18 protein-coding genes are annotated in these 20714 nt (G+C 67.7%); 15 read left to right on the top strand and 3 right to left on the bottom strand.

Features of this window, described 5'->3' with window-relative positions:
* Positions 1 to 91 precede the first annotated feature (91 nt).
* Positions 92 to 2266: a malate synthase G gene (locus tag BLW48_RS12780; protein ID WP_093175187.1), complete on the bottom strand. Its 2175-nt coding sequence runs from the start codon at positions 2264 to 2266 to the stop codon at positions 92 to 94.
* Between the two features lie 207 nt (positions 2267 to 2473).
* Here BLW48_RS12780 and hisC point away from each other — a divergent pair, with 207 nt between their 5' ends.
* Entirely contained in the window at positions 2474 to 3451 is a 978-nt protein-coding gene (gene hisC, locus BLW48_RS12775) for a histidinol-phosphate transaminase (RefSeq protein ID WP_093175184.1), read from the top strand.
* 46 nt (positions 3452 to 3497) lie between these two features.
* Positions 3498 to 4469: a Bug family tripartite tricarboxylate transporter substrate binding protein gene (locus tag BLW48_RS12770; RefSeq protein ID WP_093175181.1), complete on the top strand. Its 972-nt coding sequence runs from the start codon at positions 3498 to 3500 to the stop codon at positions 4467 to 4469.
* Positions 4470 to 4481: 12 nt separating this feature from the next.
* Here BLW48_RS12770 and BLW48_RS12765 read toward each other — a convergent pair whose 3' ends face one another.
* Positions 4482 to 5222, bottom strand: coding sequence for an IclR family transcriptional regulator (locus tag BLW48_RS12765; protein ID WP_093175179.1), 741 nt, complete (start codon positions 5220 to 5222; stop codon positions 4482 to 4484).
* 131 nt (positions 5223 to 5353) lie between these two features.
* On the opposite strand from BLW48_RS12765, the gene BLW48_RS12760 reads away from it, so the two are divergent.
* The 6 genes from BLW48_RS12760 to BLW48_RS12735 all read left to right on the top strand — a co-directional run bounded on the left by BLW48_RS12760 (position 5354) and on the right by BLW48_RS12735 (position 12006).
* Positions 5354 to 6292: a hydroxymethylglutaryl-CoA lyase gene (locus tag BLW48_RS12760; protein ID WP_093175176.1), complete on the top strand. Its 939-nt coding sequence runs from the start codon at positions 5354 to 5356 to the stop codon at positions 6290 to 6292.
* Positions 6285 to 7475, top strand: a complete 1191-nt coding sequence (locus BLW48_RS12755; protein ID WP_093054088.1) for a CaiB/BaiF CoA transferase family protein — start codon at positions 6285 to 6287, stop codon at positions 7473 to 7475. The genes BLW48_RS12760 and BLW48_RS12755 overlap by 8 nt, the downstream gene beginning before the upstream one ends.
* Before the next feature lie 4 nt (positions 7476 to 7479).
* Complete coding sequence (locus BLW48_RS12750) at positions 7480 to 8460, top strand: Bug family tripartite tricarboxylate transporter substrate binding protein (protein WP_093175174.1); 981 nt, start codon at positions 7480 to 7482, stop codon at positions 8458 to 8460.
* A gap of 49 nt (positions 8461 to 8509) precedes the next feature.
* Positions 8510 to 9436, top strand: coding sequence for a LysR family transcriptional regulator (locus tag BLW48_RS12745; protein ID WP_093054092.1), 927 nt, complete (start codon positions 8510 to 8512; stop codon positions 9434 to 9436).
* Between the two features lie 61 nt (positions 9437 to 9497).
* The gene (locus tag BLW48_RS12740) at positions 9498 to 9950 is read left to right on the top strand and encodes a DUF2214 family protein (protein ID WP_093054094.1); all 453 of its coding nucleotides are present in this window, start codon (positions 9498 to 9500) and stop codon (positions 9948 to 9950) included.
* 7 nt (positions 9951 to 9957) lie between these two features.
* Positions 9958 to 12006 (top strand): spermidine synthase, encoded by a 2049-nt coding sequence (locus BLW48_RS12735; RefSeq protein WP_093175171.1) that lies wholly within the window; start codon positions 9958 to 9960, stop codon positions 12004 to 12006.
* 77 nt (positions 12007 to 12083) lie between these two features.
* Here BLW48_RS12735 and BLW48_RS12730 read toward each other — a convergent pair whose 3' ends face one another.
* Positions 12084 to 12422 carry a hypothetical protein gene (locus BLW48_RS12730; protein ID WP_093077002.1) on the bottom strand — a complete coding sequence of 113 codons (339 nt, stop codon included), beginning with the start codon at positions 12420 to 12422 and terminating at the stop codon, positions 12084 to 12086.
* Positions 12423 to 12553: 131 nt separating this feature from the next.
* On the opposite strand from BLW48_RS12730, the gene argS reads away from it, so the two are divergent.
* The 7 genes from argS to BLW48_RS12695 all read left to right on the top strand — a co-directional run bounded on the left by argS (position 12554) and on the right by BLW48_RS12695 (position 20713).
* Positions 12554 to 14239, top strand: a complete 1686-nt coding sequence (gene argS / locus BLW48_RS12725) for an arginine--tRNA ligase (RefSeq protein WP_093175169.1) — start codon at positions 12554 to 12556, stop codon at positions 14237 to 14239.
* Positions 14240 to 14250: 11 nt separating this feature from the next.
* Positions 14251 to 15015 carry an SPOR domain-containing protein gene (locus tag BLW48_RS12720; protein ID WP_093175654.1) on the top strand — a complete coding sequence of 255 codons (765 nt, stop codon included), beginning with the start codon at positions 14251 to 14253 and terminating at the stop codon, positions 15013 to 15015.
* 142 nt (positions 15016 to 15157) lie between these two features.
* Positions 15158 to 15805: a thiol:disulfide interchange protein DsbA/DsbL gene (locus tag BLW48_RS12715; protein WP_093175166.1), complete on the top strand. Its 648-nt coding sequence runs from the start codon at positions 15158 to 15160 to the stop codon at positions 15803 to 15805.
* Between the two features lie 166 nt (positions 15806 to 15971).
* Complete coding sequence (lptA, locus tag BLW48_RS12710) at positions 15972 to 16685, top strand: lipopolysaccharide transport periplasmic protein LptA (protein ID WP_093175164.1); 714 nt, start codon at positions 15972 to 15974, stop codon at positions 16683 to 16685.
* Positions 16682 to 17476 (top strand): LPS export ABC transporter ATP-binding protein, encoded by a 795-nt coding sequence (lptB, locus tag BLW48_RS12705; RefSeq protein WP_093054106.1) that lies wholly within the window; start codon positions 16682 to 16684, stop codon positions 17474 to 17476. The genes lptA and lptB overlap by 4 nt, the downstream gene beginning before the upstream one ends.
* A gap of 17 nt (positions 17477 to 17493) precedes the next feature.
* The gene (gene rpoN / locus BLW48_RS12700; protein ID WP_093077007.1) at positions 17494 to 19095 is read left to right on the top strand and encodes an RNA polymerase factor sigma-54; all 1602 of its coding nucleotides are present in this window, start codon (positions 17494 to 17496) and stop codon (positions 19093 to 19095) included.
* Positions 19096 to 19105: 10 nt separating this feature from the next.
* The gene (locus BLW48_RS12695; RefSeq protein WP_093175161.1) at positions 19106 to 20713 is read left to right on the top strand and encodes a phospholipase D family protein; all 1608 of its coding nucleotides are present in this window, start codon (positions 19106 to 19108) and stop codon (positions 20711 to 20713) included.
* Position 20714: the final 1 nt, after the last annotated feature.

Here is a 20714-nt window from a genome sequence, read left to right as displayed (position 1 = left end):
CTAATGGCACGCCGCCCCTCATGCAGAACGGCGCCCGAGGGCGCCGTTCTTTTCATGCTTCAAGCCCGGCAGGGTGCAGGGCCTGGGTGGATCAGGCTTCGCCCTTCACCTTCAAGCGCCACGCATGCAGCAGCGGCTCGGTATACCCGCTCGGCTGCTCGATGCCCTTGAACACCAGGTCCTGCGCCGCCTTGTAGGCCGACGAGGTCGTGAAGTTGCCGGCCATCGGCTGGTACAGCGGGTCGCCCGCGTTCTGCTCGTCGACCACCTTGGCCATGCGCTGGAAGGTCTCGTCGACCTGCGCCTTGGTCACCACGCCGTGCAGCAGCCAGTTGGCGATGTGCTGGCTGGAGATGCGCAGCGTCGCGCGGTCTTCCATCAGGCCGACGTTGTGGATGTCGGGCACCTTGGAGCAGCCCACGCCCTGGTCGATCCAGCGCACCACGTAGCCGAGGATGCCCTGCACGTTGTTGTCGATTTCCTGCTGGCGCTCTTCGGCAGTCCACTTGGCGTCGGCCGCGATCGGCACCTGCAGCAGCGCGTTGAGGATGTTGTCGCGCTCGCCGTCGGCGTCGATCTTTTCCAGCTCCTGCTGCACCGCGGTCACGCTGACCTGGTGGTAGTGCAGCGCATGGAGCGTGGCGGCGGTGGGCGAGGGCACCCAGGCGGTGTTGGCGCCGGCCTTTGGGTGGCCGATCTTCTGTTCGAGCATGGCGGCCATCAGGTCGGGCATGGCCCACATGCCCTTGCCGATCTGCGCCTTGCCGCGCAGGCCGCACGAGAGACCGACCAGCACGTTGTTCTTTTCGTAGGCGCCGATCCACGCGCTGGACTTCATGTCGCCCTTGCGGATCATCGGGCCGCCCTGCATGGCGGTGTGCATTTCGTCGCCGGTGCGGTCGAGGAAGCCGGTGTTGATGAAGGCCACGCGCGCGGCGGCCTCGGCGATGCAGGCCTTCAGGTTCACGCTGGTGCGGCGCTCCTCGTCCATGATGCCGAGCTTCACGGTGTTGGCGGGCAGGCCGAGCAGCTGCTCGACGCGGCCGAACAGCTCGCTCGCGAAGGCCACTTCGGCCGGACCGTGCATCTTCGGCTTGACGATGTAGATGCTGCCGGTGCGCGAGTTGCCCTTGCGCTTCAGGTCGATGGTGGCGATGGTGGTGGTCACCACGGCATCGAGGATGCCTTCGGGGATTTCCTTGCCGCCGGCATACAGCACGGCGGGGTTGGTCATCAGGTGGCCCACATTGCGCAGGAACATCAGCGAGCGGCCGTGCAGCTTGACGGGCTTGCCGTCGGCGCCCGTGTATTCGCGGTCGGGGTTCAGGCCGCGCGTGAAGGTCTTGCCGCCCTTGGCGACTTCTTCCGTCAGCGTGCCTTCGACGATGCCGAGCCAATTCGAATACGCGACCACCTTGTCGGCCGCATCGACCACGGCCACCGAGTCTTCGAGGTCGAGGATGGTCGAGAGCGCCGCTTCGAGCACCAGGTCGCTCACGCCGGCCGCGTCGCTCTTGCCGATGGGCGTGCTGCGGTCGATGCGAATGTCGAGGTGAATGCCGTTGTGCTTCAGCAGCACCGACGACGGCGCGGCGGCATCGCCCTGGTAGCCGATGAACTGCGACGCATCGGCCAGGCCGGTGCTGCTGCTTTGCAGTGTGACGACGAGCTTGCCGTCCTTCACGCTGTAGCCGGTGGCCATCTTGTGCGAGCCGTTTTCCAGCGGCGCGGCCTGGTCGAGCACGTTGCGCGCGAACTCGATGACCTTGGCGCCGCGCACGGGGTTGTAGCCCTTGCCCTTTTCGGCGCCGCCGGCTTCGGAGATGGCATCGGTGCCGTAGAGCGCGTCGTACAGCGAGCCCCAGCGTGCGTTGGCGGCGTTGAGCGCGTAGCGCGCGTTCAGGATGGGCACCACCAGCTGCGGGCCGGCCTGCAGCGCGAGTTCGGAGTCGACGTTGGCCGTGGTGGCCTTCGTGCCCTTGGGCTGCGGCAGCAGGTAGCCGATCTTCTCGAGGAAGGCGCGATACGCCGGCATGTCGGCGATCGGGCCGGGGTTCTTCTTGTGCCAGGCGTCGAGTTCGCTCTGCAGTCGGTCACGCTCGGCGAGCAGGGCGATGTTCTTCGGCGCGAGGTCGCTGACGATGGCGTCGAAGCCCTTCCAGAAGACGTCGCTGGCCACGCCGCTGGCGGGCAGGACCTTGTCTTCGATGAAGCGGTGGAGCTCGGTCGCGACCTGGAGTCCGTGGGCGGTGGTGCGGGCGGTCATGGGGGTTTCTCCTTGAGAAAAATGCAATCCTGGGTCGAACTTTATTCGATACTTTGCTGGCGAGTAAGAGCCGGAAGCGGGATTTATCCGTGACAAAAATGAAGGTAATCGCTGGCGAGCGGCCTGGGGCGCAAAGGGTAGGCACTGATAAGAACGCCGCAGGCGAGGGATATATTTAACTTCTTAAATAAATCCCGACCCGTTTCCATGATCCTCCTGGCCTCCAACGAAAACCCCCTCGGCATGCCCGAATCGGCCCGCCGCGCGGCCGCCGCCGCGCTCGTAGGCGCTGGCAACTACCCCGACAGCAACGGCACCGCGCTGAAGAACGCGCTGGCCGCGCGGCTCGACGTGCCGGCCGACTGGCTCACGCTGGGCAGCGGATCGAGCGAAATCCTCCATCTCGCGGCGCAGGTCAGCCTGAAGCCCGGCGAGGGCGTCGTCTATTCGCAGTACGGCTTCGTCGTCTACGCGCAGGCCACGGCGCAGGCCCATGCGCACGCAACTGTCGTGCCCTCGCTCAACTTCGGCCACGACCTGGGCGCCATGCGCGCTGCCATCGGCGACGACACGAAGCTGGTGTTCGTGGCCAACCCGAACAACCCGACCGGCACTTTCATCGATGCTGCGCCGCTGCTGGCCTTTCTGCAATCGGTGCCCGCGCACGTGACGGTGCTGCTCGACGAGGCCTACACCGAGTACCTGTCGCCTGCGCAGCGCTACGACAGCATCGAGTGGGTGCGACGCCTGCCCAACCTGGTCGTGGCGCGCACTTTCTCCAAGGCCTTCGGCCTGGCCGGGCTGCGCATCGGATACGGCGTGTCGCAGCCGGCGCTCACGGCGCGCATGAACGCGCACCGCCCGCGCTTCAACGTGACGACACCGGCGCAGGCCGCGGCGGTGGCCGCGCTGGGCGATGCGGACTTCCTCGCGCGCACTTATGAGCTCAACACGGCCGGGCGCGACCAGCTCGCTGCGGGCTTCAAGGAACTGGGCCTCGAGTACGTTCCCTCGTCGGGCAATTTCCTGATGGTGCAGGTCGGCGACGCGCAGGCCGTGCATACGCGCCTGCTGGCGGCCGGCATCGAGGTTTCGCTGCTCGGCAACTACGGCCTGCCGCAGTGGCTGCGCATCAGCATCGGCCTGCCCGAGCAGAACCGCGCGGTGCTGGCCGCGCTGCGCTGAGCAGGGCGGCACTCCTTTTTCAACAACGCCCCGAGGAGACAAGACCATGAAACGCCGTCAGTTCGCAGCGCAGTCCGCTGCCGCCTTTGCCGTCGCGGCCGCTGCGCCGCTGGTGTTCGCGCAGCAAGACCGCACGGTGCGGATCCTGGTCGGCTTTCCGCCGGGCGGCTCGGCGGACGTGGTGGCGCGGGTGCTCGCCGAGAAGATGCGCGTGTCGCTCGGGCAGAACGTCATCATCGACAACAAGCCCGGTGCGGCCGGCCGGCTCGCGCTGGGCGAACTCAGGCGCGCGGCACCGGACGGCACCACGCTGGTGTTCTCGCCGAGCGGCGCGATGGTGATCCATCCGTGGCTCTACTCGAACCTCGGCTACGACCCGGCGAAGGACTTCACGCCGATCGCGCTCGGCAGCACCTTCGACTTCGCGGTGACGGCCGGGCCCGGCGCGCCCGCCGGCGACCTGAAGACGGTGCTGGCGTGGATGAAGGCCAACCCGGCCAAGGCCAACTACGCCACCTCGGGCGCGGGCACGGTGCCGCACTTTGCCGGACAACTGATCGCCCAGGCGGCTGGCGTGCCGATGACGCACGTGGCCTACCGCGGTGGCGCGCCGGCTGCACAAGACCTGATCGGCGGCCAGGTGCCGCTGATGGTCGACACGGCCTCGGAAACCATCGAGCACCACCGCGCCGGCAAGGTCCGCATCCTCGCGGTGACGGGCGAGCAGCGCAGCCGCGCGCTGCCCGACGTGCCGACGCTGAAGGAGTCGGGCATCAACGTGACGGCCGATGCGTTCTTCGGCCTCTATGGCCCGCCGGGGATGTCGCCCGAAGTGGTCGCACGGATCGACAAGGCCGTGGCCGATGCGCTGCGCATGCCAGACGTGCAGGAGAAGATCTATTCGCTGGGGCTGGTGCCTGCGCATGCCGGGCCGGCCGAGTTGGCAGCCATCCAGGCAGCGCACTTGAAGCGCTGGGAAATGCCGATCAAGAACTCGGGCTTCAAGGCCGAGTCCTGATTCGCCGCCCGCTCAGACCTGTCCGCCGAGCTCCCGCGCTGCAGCCTGCACTGGCTCGATGTAGCGCTCGTCGTAGCGGTGCGTGGGCATCGTCAGCGTGACGGCCGCGGCAAGGCTGCCGTCCGCATGGAACACCGGCGCCGAGATGCCCGCCAGCTCGGCCGTGCGGTCGCCCACCAGCGCGCAGTAGCCCTGCGCGCGAATGCTGTCGTACAGCTTGCGTTCTTTCGCGCCACGCGGCTGTTCGGCCTCCGGGCCGAAGGCGATCAGCACGCGCGCACCCGCGCCCCGGTCGTTGGGCAGCAGGTCGCCAACGCGCACGTGGTCTCGCACCACGTGCGATGAATCGACCCGGAACTGGCACAGGCGCACCCAGCTGTCGCCCTGGTCCTGTCGCACGTGGTACGCCGCGCTTTCGCCCGTTGTTGCAGCGAGCGAGCGCAGCACCGGCAGGACGATGCGGTCGAGCGACTGCGACGCCGCGTACAGCCCGTGCAGCCGCGCGATCTCCATGCCCAGCGCATAGCGCCCGTCGTCCTGCCGGCGGATGAGCCGCGCATGTTCGAGCGAGGCCAGCAGTCGCAGCACGGTGCTCTTGTAGAGCTGCGTGCGCTCGGCGAACTGCGCGAGCGACAGCGCCTCGTCGCCCGCCTGAAAGGCCGAGAGCAGGCTCAGCGCGCGGTCGACCGCCGCCGCGCCGCCGGGGGCGGCATTGAGGTCGGACACGGATTCGGTCTGGGCTTTGCGGGGCATGAGGAGGAGGGAGGGAATGGGTCGGCTTGACAGTCGGGTGGATCGACGGTCTAATTCTGTTTAACGGAATATAATTCTGTAAGATAGAAAAGTCAAGCGATTCCACGATTCCATCGAAGGAGACAAGTCCGATGACACCCACCGACGTCCTCATCAGCGAGGTCGGCCCGCGCGACGGCCTTCAGTCGGTCAAGGCCACGATGCCCACGGCCGACAAGCTGCGCTGGATCGACGCGCTCTACGCCGCCGGCATCCGCGAGATCGAGGTCGCGTCCTTCGTGCCCGCGAAGCTGCTGCCGCAGATGGCCGACGCCGCCGAGGTGGTGCGCCACGCCGTCACGCTGCCCGGCCTCACCGTGATGGCACTGGTGCCCAATCGCAAGGGCGCGCAGGCCGCGCTCGAGGCCGGCGTGCACAAGCTCACGATGCCGGTGTCGGCCAGCGTGGCGCACTCGCTGGCCAACGTGCGCAAGACACCGACCGAAATGGTCGAGGAGGTGCGCGCCATTTCCGATCTGCGCCGCGCCATTGCGCCGCATGTGAAGCTCGAAGCCGGCATCTCCACCGCCTTCGGCTGCACGCTGCAGGGCCTGGTGCCCGAAGACGACGTGATCCGCCTGGCCGCGCAATGCATCGAGGCCGGCGCCGACGAATCGGGCCTGTCCGACACTGTGGGCTACGCCAACCCCGCGCAGGTGCGCCGCCTCTTCAAGCGGCTGCGCGCGGAGATCGGCAGGCACGCCGGTGCGGCCCACATGCACAACACGCGCGGACTTGGCATCGCCAACTGCCTCGCGGCTTGGGACGAGGGCGTGCGTACCTTCGACGCATCGCTCGGCGGTCTCGGCGGCTGCCCTTATGCGCCGGGCGCCTCGGGCAATGCCGTCACCGAAGACCTTGTGTTCATGTTCGAGGCCATGGGCGTGCGCACCGGCATCGACATCCAGAAACTCATCGCGGCGCGCGCGCCGCTCATGGCCGGCCTGCCGGGCGAGCCGGTCTACGGCATGACGCCGGAAGCCGGATTGCCCAAGGGCTTCGTCCAGGAACACACCGCACAACATGTCTGAAGCCAATCCTCTTCCTTATGCCGGCGTCCGCGTCGTCGAGTTCACCCACATGGTCATGGGTCCGACCTGCGGCCTGCTGCTGGCCGACCTCGGCGCCGAGGTCATCAAGGTCGAGCCCATCGAGGGCGACAACACGCGCCGCCTGCTCGGCTCGGGCTCGGGCTTCTTCCCGACCTTCAACCGCAACAAGAAGAGCATCGCGCTCGACCTGAAGAAGCCCGAGGGCGTGGAGGCCGCGCTGCGCCTCGTCGCCACCGCCGACGTCGTCAGCGAGAACTTCAAGCCCGGCACCATGAAGAAGCTTGGGCTCGACTACGACACGCTCAGCAAGCTCAACCCGCGCCTCGTCTACGTGAGCCACAAGGGCTTCTTGCCCGGCCCGTACGACCACCGCACCGCGCTCGACGAAGTGGTGCAGATGATGGGCGGCCTCGCCTACATGACGGGCCGCTCGGGCGACCCGCTGCGCGCGGGCACCAGCGTGAACGACATCATGGGCGGCATGTTCGGCGCCATCGGCGCAATGGCCGCGCTGCGCCAGCGCGACCTCACCGGCAAGGGCTGCGAAGTGCAGTCCGCGCTGTTCGAGAACAACGTGTTCCTGGTCGCGCAGCACATGATGCAGTTCGCCGCCACCGGCAAGGCGGCCGACCCGATGCCCAGCCGCATCTCGGCCTGGGCTGTGTACGACGTGTTCACCGTGAAGGACGGCGAGCAGATCTTCCTGGCGGCCGTGAGCGACAAGCAGTGGGCCATCTTCTGCAAGGCCTTCGGCCTGGAGGACATGCTGGCCGACCCGCGCCTGAAGACCAACAACGACCGCGTGCTGGCGCGCGAATGGATGATGCCCATCCTGCGCTCGCACCTGGCGAACCACAGCGCGGCCGAGCTCAGCGCGGTGTTCGAGCAGAACGAGCTGCCCTTCGCGCCCATCACCAAGCCGCAGGAGCTGTTCGACGACCCGCACCTGAACGCCACCGGCGGCCTTGCGCCGGTGCGCATGAACGACGGCAGCACGGCCAAGGTGCCGCTGATGCCGTTCACGCTGGGAGGCGAACGGCCCGGCATCCGGCTGCAGCCGCCGCACGTCGGCGAGCACAGCCGCGAGCTGCTGAAAGAAGTGGGCTACAGCGACGAAGAAATCGCCGCGCTCGAAACACAACACATCACCCTCGGAGACTGACCCCATGTTTTTCATCACACGGCGTGCCTTGCTGGCGTGCGCCGCGGCCGCCGCATGCCTGAACGCCGCTCCCGCTCTTGCCGACACGGCCTGGCCCGACAAGCCCGTGCGTCTCGTCGTGCCCTACACGCCCGGCGGCGCCACCGACATCGTGGCGCGCCTCATCGCGCAGAAGCTCGTCGACGACACCAAGTGGACCTTCATCGTCGACAACCGTGCGGGCGGCAACGGCAACATCGGCATGGACGTGGTCGCCAAGTCCAAACCCGACGGCTACACCATCGGCCTGGGCCAGACCGCCAACCTCGCGATCAACCCGACGCTGTTCCCCAAGATGCCCTACGACGCGCTGAAGGACCTGGTGCCGGTGTCGGTCGTGGCCTCGCAGCCCGTGGTGCTGGTGGTGCGCGCGGACGCGCCGTACAAGTCGCTGGCCGATCTGGTCGCGGCCGCCAAGGCCAAGCCCGGCGAGATCAAGCAGGCGCTTGCCGGCACCGGCACGCTGGGCCACATGGCCGGCGAGGTGCTCGCGAAGCGCGCTGGCTTCCAGGTGCTCAACGTGCCGTACAAGGGCGCCGCGCCGGCCATCACCGACCTGCTCGGCGGCCAGACCGACTACATGTTCGCCACGCCGCAGGGCGCTCTCGCCATGGTGAAGGGCGGCAAGCTGCGCGCGCTGGCCGTCACCTCGGCCAAGCGCCTGCCGGTGATGCCCGAGGTGCCGACCGTGGGCGAGAGCTACAAGGGCTTCGAGGCGGTGGACTGGAAGGCGCTCGTCGTACCGGCCGGCACGCCCGCCGACATCGTGAAAAAGCTCAATGCCGCCGTCGACAAGGCGCTGGCCAAGCCCGCGACCATCTCGCAGCTGCTGGCCGAAGGCAGCACGCCTGTGGGCGGCAGTCCGGAGCAGGCGGCGCAGTACGTCAAGTCGGAGCATGCGCGCTGGGGCGCGGCGGTGCGCGAGGCGGGCGTGCGGCCCGAATAGGCGCCCTCCAGCTAACCAGCAAACCGGCGGGCGATATAGTTTCCGCCCCATGGACCGCCTCAAGCAGCTCGAATCCTTCGTCTCGGTCGCGACCCGCGGCGGTCTCACGGCCGCGGCCAAGGCGGAGGGCGTGGCGCCCGCGATCATGGGGCGCCGGCTCGATGCGCTGGAAGAGCGCCTGGGCGTCAAGCTGTTGGTGCGCACCACGCGGCGCATCACGCTCACGCACGAGGGCAGCGCATTTCTCGAAGACTGCCAGCGCCTGCTGACGGAATTCGCCAACGCAGAAGCCAGCGTGAGCGCCGGCGGCATCAAGGCCAGCGGCCATCTGCGCGTGACGGCACCGGCCGGCTTCGGCCGCCGCCACGTCGCGCCGCTGGTGCCGCGCTTTCATGCGCTGCATCCGGAAGTGACGATCTCGCTGAACCTCAGCGACCGCGTGGTCGACGTCACCGGCGAGAGCTTCGATTGCGCGGTGCGCGTGGGCGACCTGCCCGATTCATCGCTCGTGAGCGTGCGGCTCGCCGACAACCGCCGCCGCTGCGTTGCCACGCCCGAGTTCGTGCGCCGCCACGGCATGCCCAAGCACCCGGGCGAGCTCTCGCGCTTTGCCTGCCTCACGCTGTCGAGCGATGCCTCGCAGACGCGCGGCTGGGCCTTTCGCATCGTCAACGAGGAAGGCACCCAGGAGCTGATCCACCTGCGCCCCAGCGGCCCGCTCGATTGCTCCGACGGGCAGGTGCTGCACGACTGGTGCCTGGCCGGCCACGGCATTGCCTGGCGCAGCACCTGGGAGGTCGAAGCCGAGATCGATGCCGGCCTGCTCGTGCCCCTGCTCGACGAATTCGCCGCGCCGCCCAACGGCATCTACGCGGTGTTCGCGGGCGCCAAGCACCTGCCGCTGCGGGTGCGACTGTGGCTTGATTTCCTCAAGGAGCAATACGGCAACCCGGAATTCTGGGGTGGAAGGGCCTGAGGCGCATCAGCGGCGTCACAATCTGTTTGCATTTGCAACCCCACTCGGAAGAAAGCCATCGATGACGCTCGAAGCCATCCTCGCGTACCTGCACTTGCTTGCCATCCTCACGATGGTTGTCTTCATTTCCAGCGAAGCGGCGCTATGCCGCGTGCAGTGGCTCAACGCCGCAGTGGTCGAGCGGCTGGCCAAGGTCGACATGGTCTACGGCATTGCCGCCATCGCGGTGCTCGCCACGGGCATCGCGCGCACCTGGTGGGGCGTGAAGGGCACGGCCTGGTACTGGACCAACCCGCTGCTGCACGTGAAGCTGGGGCTCTTCATCATCGTGGGCGTGCTCTCGATCTTCCCGACGCTCACCTACTTCCGCTGGCGCAAGACGCTGCGCGCCACCGGCAAGCTGCCGGCCGAGGCCGACATCAAGAAAACGCGCAAGCTGGTGATGGTGCAGGCGCACCTGATCGCACTGATTCCGCTGGTGGCGGTGTTCCTGGCCCGCGGCTTCGGCAAGTAAGCCCGGCATGGGACACCCCGGCATCCAGCTTCTGTTTGCCGGCACCATCTTCAGCAGCGCGTTCCTGCTGTTCCTGGTCCAGCCACTGGTCGCAAAGCAGATTCTTCCGTGGTTCGGCGGCTCGGCCGCGGTGTGGTCGATCTGCATGGTGTTCTTCCAGGTGGTGCTGCTCGCGGGGTACGCGTATTCCGACTGGGTCACGCGCCATCTGCGCATGCGGGCGCAGGCCGTGCTGCATGTGGCGTTGCTGCTCGCGAGCCTGGCGTTTCTTCCGATCGTGGTGAGCGCCAACTGGAAGCCGACGGGCGCCGAAGACCCGGCCTGGCGGATCCTGGGGCTGCTGTTCGGCACTATCGGCCTGCCGTATTTCCTGCTCTCGACCACCGGGCCGCTGGTGCAGTCATGGGTGGCGCGCACGCCGTGGGGAGCGCAGGTGTACCGCTATTTCTCGCTGTCGAACCTGGCCTCGCTGCTGTCGCTGCTGAGCTATCCCGTGCTGATCGAGCCGCGCAGCACGCTGCTGCAGCAGGCGCACGGATGGTCGTGGGGCTACGCCGCCTTCGTGGTGCTGTGTGCCGGCACGACGCTGTACATGGCGCGGCGATTGACGGCCGAGGTAGTGCCGCAGCAGTCATCGCCGGGCCAAGCCGCCCAGGTTGTCGTGGAGGACAAGCCGCCGCGCGTCGCCGACTACCTGCTGTGGCTCGCGCTGCCGGCGCTGGCGTCGTGGCTGCTGCTGGCCGTGACGAACCACATCACCCAGAACGTTGCCGCGGTGCCATTCCTTTGGGTGCTGCCGCTGTCGCTGTATCTGCTGACTTTCGTCCTGTGCTTCGAGAGCGACCGCTGGTACAGGCGCGGCGTGTTCCTGCCGTTGGCGGCCGTCATGCTGCTGCTGTGCGCCTTCGGCCTGCAGCACCACATCGGCGCCGAGGTCCGCATTGCGCTGCCGCTGTATGTGTCGGGGCTGTTCGTGCTGTGCATGTTCCTGCACGGCGAAACCGCGAAGCTGCGGCCGGGGCCGCGCTACCTCACGCGCTTCTATCTGATGATGTCGCTCGGCGGGGCGCTGGGCGGGGTGACGGTCGGGCTGGTCGCGCCGCATGTGCTGGTGGCGTACTACGAGCTGGGGCTCGGCCTGATGCTGACCGCGCTGGCGGCGGCGGCCGTGCTGCGCCAGCGGGTGTGGCTGCGGGTCTGCTGCGTGGTGCTGGCCGCCTGCTGCACGCTCTTCCTGCTGCTGCAGGTCGGCAGCGACCGGTCGGGCGCGCGCAGCCTGCAGCGCAATTTCTATGGGGCGCTGCTGGTCTACGACACGACGGGCGATCCTCCGTCCGACAACGTGCGCCAGCTGGCGCATGGGTCGATCAAGCACGGCTCGCAGTTCCTGGACCCGGAGCGCCGGCACGAGCCCACCACCTACTACGGCGAAACCTCCGGCATCGGCCGCGCGATCGACTCTGCGCCGGCCGGGCCGCGTCGCGTGGGCCTGATCGGGCTGGGTGCCGGCACGCTCGCGACCTATGGCCGCAGCGGCGACGTCTACCGCTTCTACGAGATCAATCCGCAGGTGTTCGCGCTGGCGGACAAGGAGTTCAGTTTCCTGCGCGACAGCGAAGCGCGCATCGAGCGCGTGCTCGGCGATGCCCGGCTGGCGCTGGAGCGAGAGCCGGCGCAGGGTTTCGACGTGCTCGCGGTCGACGCCTTTTCAGGGGATTCGGTGCCGGTGCACCTTCTCACGGCCGAGGCGATGGACGTGTACCTGCGGCACATGAAGCCCGACGGCGTGATCGCCTTTCACGTGACCAACCGGTTCCTGGCGCTCGCTCCCGTGATCGCCAAAGTGGCCGAGGCCCGGGGACTGCACGCGGTGCTGGTGCACGACGAAGCCGAGCAGTCCGACTGGCTGCACCGTACCGACTGGGTGCTGGTCGCGCGCGATCCGCAGGTGCTGGCGCGCGAGCTGATACGGGAGGCCGCGACGCCGATCGCCACGAAGCCGGGCCAGCGGCCCTGGACCGACGACTTCAACAACCTGCTGGGCGTGCTGAAGTAGCGTGGTGCATTGGCGCGGCCATGAAAAAGGCCCGCACGTGGCGGGCCTCTTTTCACAATTGTTAGCGCAGCGTGGCTTCAGGCCTTGGCGTCTTTCTCGCACTTCTTCATGAAGCTGTTCTTGGCGGCGCCGGCCAGTGCCTTGCCGTTCTTGTCGACGGCCTTGGCGGCGCAGGCGGGAGCAGCTGCAGCCTTGGTGTCCTTCTCGCACTTCTTGATGGAGCTGGCCTTGGCCGCGCCAGCGAGGGCCTTGCCATTCTTGTCCACAGCCTTGGATTCGCAGCTTGCACCGGCGGCGGCAGCGGGTGCAGCAGCGGCGGCGGGGGCTGGTGCCGGGGTGGCGGCCTTGTCTTGAGCCTGTGCGGCGCCGAAGGAAAGACAGGCGCCGAGTGCGAGCAGGGAAAGGAGCTTCTTCATGGTGATGTGTCCTTGCAAGGTTGGGTTGTGACAGGAGCCCCGCCTCGGGGCCGACCATCCTAACGGGCCAAGCCAACAATCGGATGACCATCGTCAACTGCACCCGGGTTTGCCCCCGGTAAAATTCCCGGATGCTATTGGTCAAACAGGAGCTGCTCGCGGCGCTCGCGAACACGCTCGAATCCTTCTCGCCCGGCGCTGGCTCCAAAGCCGCGTTCGAGTCGCCCAAGGTGGCTGCGCATGGCGATTTCGCCAGCACGGCCGCCATGCAGCTCGCCAAACCGCTGGGGCGCAAGCCCCGCGAGCTGGCCGAGCAACTGAGCGCTGCGCTGCTCGCCACCCCCGCTTTCGGCCAATGGGTCGAGGCCATCGAGATCGCCGGGCCCGGCTTTCTCAACATCCGCCTGAAGACGACGGCCAAGCAGCAGATCGTGCGCGAGGTGCTGTCGGCCGGGAATACTTTCGGGCAACAGCCCGCCACCGGCGAAAAGGTGCTGGTCGAGTTCGTCTCGGCCAACCCGACCGGCCCGCTGCACGTCGGCCACGGCCGCCAGGCGGCACTGGGCGACGCCATCTGCAACCTGCGCGCCTCGCAGGGCGAAAGCGTCTGGCGCGAGTACTACTACAACGACGCCGGCGTGCAGATCCAGACGCTGGCCACCAGCACGCAGCTGCGCGCCCGCGGCTTCAAGCCCGGCGACGCCGAATGGCCCAGCGGCGAGAAGGCCCCTGCCTACAACGGCGACTACATCGCCGACATCGCCGAAGACTTCAAGGCGAAGAAGACCGTCAAGTCGGAAGACCGCGAAGTCACCGCCAGCGGAAACATCGACGATATCGACGCGATCCGCGAGTTCGCCGTGGCCTATCTGCGCCGCGAGCAAGACCTCGACCTGCAGGCCTTCCGCGTTCATTTCGACCAGTACTACCTGGAGTCCAGCCTCTACACCAGCGGCCGCGTCGAAGCTGCCGTGCAGAAGCTCGTGGCCGCCGGCAAGACCTACGAACAAGACGGCGCGCTGTGGCTGAAGTCGACCGACTACGGCGACGACAAGGACCGCGTGATGAAGAAGCAGGACGGCACGTACACGTACTTCGTGCCCGACGTCGCGTATCACATCGCCAAGTGGGAGCGCGGCTTCCACAAGGTCATCAACATCCAGGGCACCGACCACCACGGCACCATCGCGCGCGTGCGCGCCGGCCTGCAGGCGGCCGGCGAAGGCATTCCCGAGGGCTACCCCGACTACGTGCTGCACACCATGGTGCGCGTCATGAAGGGCGGCGAAGAGGTCAAGATCAGCAAGCGCGCCGGCAGCTACGTCACGCTGCGCGACCTGATCGAGTGGACCAGCACCGATGCCATCCGCTTCTTCCTGCTCAGCCGCAAGCCCGACACCGAATACACCTTCGACGTCGACCTCGCGGTGACGAAAAACAACGACAACCCGGTTTATTACGTGCAGTACGCGCATGCGCGCATCTGCTCGGTGCTGGCCGGCTGGGGCGGCGACGCCGCCACGCTGAAGGACGTCGACCTGTCGCCGCTCGAAAGCCCGGCCGCCCAGGCGCTGATGCTGCTGCTGGCCAAGTACCCGGCCATGCTGACGGCTGCGTCGAAGGACTTCGCCCCGCACGACGTCACGTTCTACCTGCGCGAGCTGGCCGCCAGCTACCACAGCTACTACGACGCCGAGCGCATCCTGGTCGACGACGAAAAGGTCAAGCTGGCCCGCCTGGCGCTGGTCGCCGCGACCGCGCAGGTGCTGCACAATGGCCTCGCGATTCTCGGCGTCAGTGCGCCGAGCAAGATGTGAACCTCCTCACCATGAAGAAGACAACCAGACAACGCGGCAACATCGTCATCGGCCTGATCATCGGGCTGGTGCTCGGCCTGGGCGTCGCGCTGGGCATCGCGGTCTATGTGACCAAGGTGCCGATCCCGTTCGTGACCAAGACGCAGCGCGGCGGCGCCGAGCAGGACGAGGCCGAAGCCCGCAAGAACCGCGACTGGGACCCGAACGCGCCGCTGGCCGGCAAGGCAGGCGCTGCCAAGCCGGCGCCCGCACCTACCGGCCCGGTCAACCCCGTCACCGGCGAGCCGGCCACCACCGCCGTGGCCCCTGCCACCGCCCCGCCCACGACCGCACCGCCGGTGCCCGTGGTGGTGGCGCCCAAGCCGCCGCGCCCTGCGCCGGTGCCGGCCGAAGCCAATGCCCTGCCGCCGTCGAACGATCCGCTGGGCGACCTGGCCCGGGCGCGCTCGGGCGGCGGCGCCAGCTCCGGCAGCACGACCACCGCGTCGGCCGCACCGAGCAGCAACAGCAATGCCGGCAGCAGCAGTTCGGGCCCCGATCCGTTCATGTACTTCGTGCAGGCCGGCGCCTTCCGCACCACCGACGACGCCGAGGCGCAGCGCGCCAAGCTGTCGCTGATGGGCGTCGAGGCCAAGGTCACCGAGCGCGAGCAGGCGGGCCGCACCGTCTACCGCGTGCGCGCGGGCCCCTTCAACAAGAAGGACGACGCCGACCGCCTCAAGGAGCGGCTCGACGGCGGCGGCATGGATTCGGCGCTGGTTCGCGTGCAGCGCTGACCCGGCAGCCGACACAAATAGCCCCTAAGCTTCGCCGCGCGGCGTTTGCCGCCACCATCCACTGCCTCGGGCGCGCCGGATGAGGGGGAACTCCCCGCCGCGCGCCGGCTCAGTCTGCCGTAACAACTGGAGAGCTCTTTCAATGAAACGTCGTGACTTTTCGCTGGCCGCCACTTCGCTCGGGCTGCTGTCCCTGGCTGCCAACCCGGCCCACGCCCAGGCGCGCGCGCCCAAGGCCGGCACCGAATACCTGGTGCTCGACAAGCGCGTGCCGGTCGACGCGCCCACGGGCAAGATCGAGGTGGTCGAGTTCTTCTCGTACAACTGCCCGCATTGCAACGACTTCGAGCCGGCGCTGGAAGCCTGGATCAAGACGGTGCCCAAGGAAGTCGCCTTCCGCCGCATCCCCGTGCCTTTCGTGGGCAACGACGTCGAAGCCAAGCAGCGCCTGTACTACGCGCTCGAGGCGATGGGCAAGGTCGACGAATATCAGCCGAAGGTGTTCAACGCGATCCACGCGCAGCGCCAGAACGTGAACGGCGACGCCAACATCATTGCCTGGGCCGCCGCGAACGGCCTGGACGGCGCCAAGTTCAAGGAAGTCTTCACCTCCTTCGGCGTGGCCAGCAAGGCCAAGCGCGCCTCGCAAATGACCGACGCCTACAAGGTGGCTGGCGTGCCGGCAATGGCCGTGGCCGGCCGCTGGTATGTGGATGGCGAAACCGCCGGCAACATGACCAAAGTGCTTCAGGTCGTGAACTATCTGATCGGCGAAGCGAAGAAGGGCTGACCCCCCAGGATCGCGGTCCGGCGGAGCCGGTTCCGCGGTGTTCCTGGAGGAATTCCCGAGAGAAATCCAGGAAGAAAGTCAAGCCCGCATCGGCGGGCTTTTTCATCTGTGCGTGCGGGGCTGACGCAATCAGCCGCATACAATGCCGAGCAAGTTTCGTGCCTCTATGACATTGCACTCTCACCCCACCACTCCCTTCTTCCGTCGCATCGGCCGCCTGGCCGCCGGCGCGCTGTTGCTGGCCGGCCTTGCCTCGGGCGCACTGGCCGAAACCGCCGACCGCACCAAGCCGATGAACATCGAGTCGGACTCGATGCGCTACGACGACCTGAAGCAGACCAGCGTGTTCACCGGTAACGTGCTCGTTACGAAGGGCACGATCATCATCCGCGGCGCACGCATGGATGTACGCCAGGACCCCGAGGGCTACCAGTACGGCGTGGTCACGGCGGCACCGGGCAAGCGGGCCTACTACAAGCAGAAACGCAATGCGCCCGACGAGTGGATCGAGGGCGAGTCGGAAGTCATCGAGTACGACAGCCGCGCCGACAACGTCAAGTTCATCCGCAATGCCACCATGCGCCGCCTGCTCGGCGCTACGCCGAACGACGAGAGCCAGGGCGCGCTGATCGTCTACGACCAGAGCAACGACACCTACACGGTCAACGGTTCCACCGTGCCGCCGAACACCGCCGTCAACGCGTCCACCCCGGGCGGGCGCGTCAAGACCATCCTGACCCCCAAGGCCGCCACCGCACCGGCAGCCGGTGCCTCGGCCCCGGCCGGCGCGAAGGCGCCGCCGCCGGCGCCCACGCCCGCACCCGGCAAGGGCCTGCGCCAGAGCACCACGCTCAGTGACCAGGGAGAAACCCGCAAGTGATCGAAACCGCAGGAACGCAGGACGCCAACGGCGCACCGGGCAGCCGCCTGATCGCGCGCGGCCTGAAGAAGAGCTACGGCAGCCGCACGGTCGTGAAAGACGTCTCGCTCGACGTGCAGAAGGGCGAAGTCGTCGGGTTGCTCGGGCCGAACGGCGCGGGCAAGACCACCTCGTTCTACATGATCGTGGGGCTGGTGCGTGCCGACGCGGGCGACATCAGCATCGACGGCGAGCCCATCGCCCACATGCCGATCCACCGCCGCGCCCGCATGGGCCTGAGCTACCTGCCGCAGGAAGCCTCGATCTTCCGCAAGCTCACGGTCGAGGAAAACGTGCGCGCCGTGCTCGAGCTCCAGAGCGAGCCCGACGAGAACGGCAAGATGGCGCCGCTGTCGAAGCAGCACATGGACGAGCGCCTGGCCGAGCTGCTGGCCGACCTGCGCGTCGACCACCTGCGCGATTCGCCCGCGCTCGCGCTGTCGGGCGGCGAGCGCCGCCGCGTCGAAATTGCGCGTGCGCTGGCTACGCAGCCGCGCTTCATCCTGCTGGACGAGCCCTTCGCCGGCATCGACCCGATCGCGGTGATCGAAATCCAGCGGATCATCAGCTTCCTGAAAGAGCGCGGCATCGGCGTGCTCATCACCGACCACAACGTGCGTGAAACGCTGGGCATCTGCGATCACGCTTTCATCATCAGCGACGGGCATGTGCTGGCACAAGGCACACCCTCGGAGATCGTCGACAACGCCGAAGTACGCAGGGTGTACTTGGGCGAACACTTCCGCATGTAAGGGCGGGAGCGGTTCCCATGAAGCAAGGGCTATCCCTTCGCGTCTCGCAGCATCTGGCGTTGACGCCACAGCTGCAGCAGTCGATCAGGCTGCTTCAACTCTCCACGCTCGAACTGAGCCAGGAGGTGGAGCAGATGCTCGACGAGAACCCGTTCCTCGAGCGCACGGCTGAAGAAGCGGCGCGCGAGGAATTCGGGCTCGACACGGCCGATGCCCCGGTGCCGCGCGACGACGGCGGCGATAGCGGCGACGGCGAAAGCGACTTCGCTTCGCCCGCCGCCAGCGCGTCCACTGCTTCCACCGAAACCAGCACCACCACCACGGCCGACACCGACGGCCCCGCTGCCGAAATCACCGAGCGCGAGCCCGACTGGGAAGGCGACGGCACCGTCGACATGGCGCCCGACGACAGCGAATGGGGCAGCGATGCGCCCGCGCGCCAGAACAACCTCGGCGACGACGAACGTGCCGACGCCACCGAACTCGCGCGCAGCCAGGAGTCGCTGCAGTCCTTCCTGCACCGCCAGGCGCTGAGCCTGCGCCTGAACGAGAACGACAGCGCCGCGCTGCGCTTTCTCATCGAATCGCTCAACGACGACGGCTACCTGGAAGACTCGCTGCCCGCACTGGCCTCGGGCCTGGCCGGCGACGACAACGACCAGTTCGACGACCTCGTGCATCACTTTCAGGTGGCGCTCGGCCTGCTGCAGAGCCTGGAACCCGCCGGCGTCGGCGCGCGCGACCTCGGCGAATGCCTGGGCATCCAGCTGCGCGCCCTGGCCCGCGAGGACGAGACCGACGAGGAAGAGCTGGTCCGCAAGACCGCCATTGCCATCTGCAAGCAGCCAATGGAGCTGCTCGCGCGCCGCGACTTCAAGCGCCTGGCCACGCTCACCCGCAGCAACGAGGAGCTGGTGCGCTCGGCGCTGCAGATCATCGCGCGGCTCGAGCCCAAGCCGGGCCGGCGCTTCGTCGACGTCGAGCGCAACATCGTCATTCCCGACGTGATCGTCACCAAGACGGGCCGCGGCACCAATGTGAAGTTCCGCGTCATGCTGAACCCCGAGGTGATGCCGCGCCTGCGCGTGCACGACATCTATGCCGGCGCACTCAAGTCGCACAAGGGCGAAGGCAGCCAGGCGTTGTCGCAGCGGCTGCAGGAGGCGCGCTGGTTCATCAAGAACATCCAGCAGCGCTTCGACACCATCCTGCGCGTGAGCAACGCCATCGTCGAGCGGCAGAAGAGCTACTTCGTGCACGGCGAACTCGCGATGCGCCCGCTGGTGCTGCGCGAGATCGCCGACGAGCTGGGCCTGCACGAATCGACCATCTCGCGCGTGACCACCGCCAAGTACATGGCCACGCCCTTCGGCACGGTCGAGCTCAAGTACTTCTTCGGCTCGGCGCTGGGCACCGAGACCGGCGGCAATGCGTCGAGCACCGCGGTGCGCGCGCTGATCAAGCAGTTCGTCAGCTCCGAGAGCATCAAGAAGCCGCTGTCGGACAGCCAGATCTCCGAGATGCTGAAAGAGCAGGGCATCGAGTGCGCGCGCCGCACCGTGGCCAAGTACCGCGAGGCGCTGCGCATCGCGCCCGCCAACCTGCGCAAGGCCCTGTAGAAAGCCACCGATGACCCGTCGCCTGCCGTCGCTTTCGCGTTGTGGGCATTGGGTTTTCGTCATGGCTGCGGTCTTGCTGTTCGCAGGCTGCGCCACATTGCCCGACGAGGCGCCGCGCCCGCCCACCAAGGCCATGGCCGTGTCAGCCGACACCGCGCTCGGCAAGATCGCGCTGGCCTCCCAGCCCGACCCCGACCTGAGCGGCTTTCGCCTCATGCCCGGCGGCGACTTCGCCTTCGACACCCGTATCCAGCTGGCCCGCCGCGCGCAGCGCACGCTCGACGTGCAGTACTACCAGATCGAGAACGACGAGACCGGCCGCTACCTGATGCGCACCCTGCGCGACGCCGCCCAGCGCGGCGTGCGCGTGCGGCTGCTGATGGACGACCTCTACACCTCCGGCGAAGACGAGCTGCTGCTCGGCCTGGCCGCCACGCCCAACGTGGAGCTGCGCCTGTTCAACCCGTTCCCGGCCGGGCGCGGCAGCCTGCTGAAGCGCTTCAGCGCGTCGCTTTTCGACTTCAGCCGCGTCAACCGCCGCATGCACAACAAGCTGTTCATTGCCGACGGCGCGATGGCGGTGGCGGGCGGGCGCAACATCGGCAACCAGTATTTCAGGCGCACGGCGGGGGAGAACTTCCTCGACCTCGACACCTTCGTCACCGGCGCGCTGATCCCGCGGCTGGGCAGCCTGTTCGACCAGTACTGGAACAGCATCTACGTGCGGCCGATCCAGTCGGTGGTGAGCAGCGACCTGTCGCGCGAGGAGCTGCAGAAGCGCTTCGACGTCGCCACCGGCCCCGACACCACGCCACCGCCGCCGCCGCCCGCGCCCAACGACCTGCTTGGCTACAGCCCGATGGCGGAAGACCTGAACGCCGGCAAGCTCGGACTGATCTGGGCCACCGCAGAGGCCTACGCCGATTCGCCCGAGCGCGTGATCGGCAAGACCGTCTCATACGGCGGCGTGCCGCTGCTGGACGTCGACAGCGTGCGCTACAACGTGGTCGAGCAGATGCGCCGTGCGCGCTCCGAGGTGACCATCGTCTCGCCCTACCTCATTCCGGGCGCCTCGGGGCTGGAGGTGATGCGCGAGATCCGCGGCCGCAACGTGAAGATCAGCGTCGTCACCAATTCGCTGGCCGCCACCGACGAGCCGCTGGTGCACACCGCCTACCGCCGCTACCGGCCCGACATGCTCAAGCTCGGCGCCGACCTCTACGAACTGAGCTCCACGCGCACCCGGCGCAGCGTGCGGCTCGGCCTGTTCGGCACCTCGGTGGGCAGGCTGCATGCCAAGTCGGCGGTGATCGACCGGCGCATTCTTTTCGTCGGCTCGATGAATTTCGATCCGCGCTCGGAGACGCACAACACCGAGATCGGTCTCTTCATCCGCAGCCCCGAGATGGCGCAACAGGCGCTCAAGCTCATCGACGTGCTCAAGCAGCAGGGCGCCTACCGGCTGCGCTTTGCCGAGGGCAGCAACGAGTCGCGCATCGAATGGGTCAGCGACGACGCCGGCAAGCTCACCGTGCTGAGCGAGGAGCCCGACTCCGGCTTCTGGGACCGGACCATGCTCGAATTGCTGGCGCCGCTGACGCCGGAGAGCCTGTTGTAGC

The sequence above is a fragment of the Variovorax sp. YR266 genome, assembly GCF_900107295.1.
In the GTDB taxonomy this organism is placed as follows: Bacteria; Pseudomonadota; Gammaproteobacteria; order Burkholderiales; family Burkholderiaceae_C; genus Variovorax.
Note: the sequence above shows the minus strand (reverse complement) of the source record. Positions and strands in the feature narration are given on the sequence as shown.

Coding starts and splice junctions, on each gene's coding strand:
- BLW48_RS12735 (WP_093175171.1), top strand. CDS start 9,958: ATGGGACACCCCGGCATCCAGCTTCTGTTTGCCGGCACCATCTTCAGC.
- argS (WP_093175169.1), top strand. CDS start 12,554: ATGCTATTGGTCAAACAGGAGCTGCTCGCGGCGCTCGCGAACACGCTC.
- BLW48_RS12695 (WP_093175161.1), top strand. CDS start 19,106: ATGACCCGTCGCCTGCCGTCGCTTTCGCGTTGTGGGCATTGGGTTTTC.
- BLW48_RS12745 (WP_093054092.1), top strand. CDS start 8,510: ATGGACCGCCTCAAGCAGCTCGAATCCTTCGTCTCGGTCGCGACCCGC.
- BLW48_RS12770 (WP_093175181.1), top strand. CDS start 3,498: ATGAAACGCCGTCAGTTCGCAGCGCAGTCCGCTGCCGCCTTTGCCGTC.
- BLW48_RS12780 (WP_093175187.1), bottom strand. CDS start 2,266: ATGACCGCCCGCACCACCGCCCACGGACTCCAGGTCGCGACCGAGCTC.
- BLW48_RS12715 (WP_093175166.1), top strand. CDS start 15,158: ATGAAACGTCGTGACTTTTCGCTGGCCGCCACTTCGCTCGGGCTGCTG.
- BLW48_RS12750 (WP_093175174.1), top strand. CDS start 7,480: ATGTTTTTCATCACACGGCGTGCCTTGCTGGCGTGCGCCGCGGCCGCC.
- hisC (WP_093175184.1), top strand. CDS start 2,474: ATGATCCTCCTGGCCTCCAACGAAAACCCCCTCGGCATGCCCGAATCG.
- BLW48_RS12720 (WP_093175654.1), top strand. CDS start 14,251: ATGAAGAAGACAACCAGACAACGCGGCAACATCGTCATCGGCCTGATC.
- BLW48_RS12755 (WP_093054088.1), top strand. CDS start 6,285: ATGTCTGAAGCCAATCCTCTTCCTTATGCCGGCGTCCGCGTCGTCGAG.
- BLW48_RS12760 (WP_093175176.1), top strand. CDS start 5,354: ATGACACCCACCGACGTCCTCATCAGCGAGGTCGGCCCGCGCGACGGC.
- lptA (WP_093175164.1), top strand. CDS start 15,972: ATGACATTGCACTCTCACCCCACCACTCCCTTCTTCCGTCGCATCGGC.
- BLW48_RS12740 (WP_093054094.1), top strand. CDS start 9,498: ATGACGCTCGAAGCCATCCTCGCGTACCTGCACTTGCTTGCCATCCTC.
- BLW48_RS12730 (WP_093077002.1), bottom strand. CDS start 12,422: ATGAAGAAGCTCCTTTCCCTGCTCGCACTCGGCGCCTGTCTTTCCTTC.
- BLW48_RS12765 (WP_093175179.1), bottom strand. CDS start 5,222: ATGCCCCGCAAAGCCCAGACCGAATCCGTGTCCGACCTCAATGCCGCC.
- rpoN (WP_093077007.1), top strand. CDS start 17,494: ATGAAGCAAGGGCTATCCCTTCGCGTCTCGCAGCATCTGGCGTTGACG.